This is a genomic window from Vibrio sp. 10N.286.49.C3, from assembly GCF_041469545.1.
GTDB lineage: Bacteria > Pseudomonadota > Gammaproteobacteria > Enterobacterales > Vibrionaceae > Vibrio > Vibrio tasmaniensis_A.
Genome location: NZ_JBFRKT010000069.1, coordinates 1 through 1755, shown reverse-complemented (window position 1 = coordinate 1755; position 1755 = coordinate 1). Strand labels below are relative to the sequence as shown.

Below are 1755 nucleotides of genomic sequence, written 5' to 3'. Positions count from 1 at the left end.
AATTACGCAACAAAGCCAATTTGAGTTCCTGTATTGAGGCCAAACTTATGTTCCGAAGAGTCAGAAAGATATGTCGCTCCGTCAAGAGAATGCTCTCTAATGAACCGCTGTTGAGTAAAAGGAGTATCCGCACTGACTGCATAAAATTCAATGTCTTGAAGTTTGTGATGGTTGCTTTCTATGTATTGAGAAAGCTCAATAGCTTGTTGAACACAAACAGGTGTATCAACAGATGTCAATATGCTATAAATTTTGATCGATTTACTTTGCGCACTAGTATCATAGCTTTCTAAATCTGAAGTCAACATCTTAGCCGAAGGCAATAAATCGCCTACTTCTAATGGTGTACCAATCAGATCAAACTTTGTGGTGTTATCAAGTGTGACGACTTGTGTCTCTCCAAATCCAGCATCGTCTTCAGTAGTTTCAAACTTTGCGAAGGCGTTTATTGAATAAAGGGTGGCAGCAACAATAAGTAGTTTACGCATGATTATGATAAAACCGCTAGCGCAGATTCATAGTTTGGTTCAGTAGTAATTTCAGAAACCAATTCGCTATGTTTGACTATACCATCTTGACCGATAACGATAACAGCTCTCGCAGCTAATCCTTCAAGCGCACCTTCATTTAAGTTTACACCGTAGTTTTCAGTGAATGATGACTCTCTGAAGAAAGAAGCGGTTGTTACATTATCAATGCCTTCTGCACCACAAAAACGATTCATAGCAAAGGGTAGATCAGCAGAAACACATAATACGATTGTATTGTTTAAATTAGCGGCTTTCTCGTTAAATGTACGAACGCTTGCAGCACAAACTGGGGTGTCAATGCTAGGGAAAATATTTAATAAGACATTTTTCCCTTTTAGGCTTTCTAAGGTTAGGCTATTTAATTCTTTGTCGCAGAGAGTAAAACTTGGTGCTACTTGATTAGGTTTAGGAAATAGACCTGAGATTGAAACGGGGTTACCTTGAAAAGTTATAGACATGTTAATACCTTTTTATTGTTTATTTTTTGGTTAGAAATTATTGAGCGGCGAGATAGTAATTTGATATTTATAAATAACAAATCCGATGTGTTGTATTCTATTTGTTATTATTTAAGATTCTAATAAATAAGATGTTAAGTCCTAAATGCCCATTGTTTTGGTCCGATTTGAATGGCTTGGTTGGTGTATAATTTAATTTTTTCTGTGGAGTTTCTAAAGAGTGTTCGTATTTAGGTGTGTTTTCGAAAATTAAATATTATTCATAGGGAAAGAACGTGATTTTTTACGTTGTTTTTTGATTCTTTAACGATGAGCGAGCTGTATTCAGGAATTAGTATTCATTCCTAAACAAAGAACCCCCAGTCATGCTGTTTTAGTTGGTCAACTTTCAAAGACAGCGTGACTTCTTACATTTACAATGAAATTAGACCATAGATTAAATTCATTATCATATTTTCTAACTATCCTATAATCACGATTTTGCAGTCACGCTCGCTAGTCCTATTGTATATAATTTTGAAAATAAAGACAAAACTGACAATCGAAACACAGGGGAATGAAAAAAACATTTGCATTTTTACTCGATATTTCGACTCAGACCTTAGCGAAGGCCTTCCTGCCAATGATTATGAATGGAAGGCTTTGTTGCGTAATTCATTGGAACTAAACCTAAAACCTACGATCTGATCAGCTACATTCACTCCCTCTCGTAGCCCTATGCCTAAACCTCCTTACAAAACAACCAACTGGAAGCAATACAACCAATC

At 36.0% G+C, this 1755-nt stretch carries 2 protein-coding genes; both read right to left on the bottom strand.

Annotated elements, in window-relative coordinates; translation table 11 throughout:
• Nucleotides 1-2 precede the first annotated feature (2 nt).
• On the bottom strand, nucleotides 3-488 hold the full coding sequence (locus tag AB4180_RS21660) for a redoxin family protein (protein WP_241909280.1): 486 nt from the start codon (nucleotides 486-488) through the stop codon (nucleotides 3-5).
• Nucleotides 489-490: 2 nt separating this feature from the next.
• Nucleotides 491-988 carry a thiol peroxidase gene (gene tpx, locus AB4180_RS21655; protein WP_017100137.1) on the bottom strand — a complete coding sequence of 166 codons (498 nt, stop codon included), beginning with the start codon at nucleotides 986-988 and terminating at the stop codon, nucleotides 491-493.
• Nucleotides 989-1755: the final 767 nt, after the last annotated feature.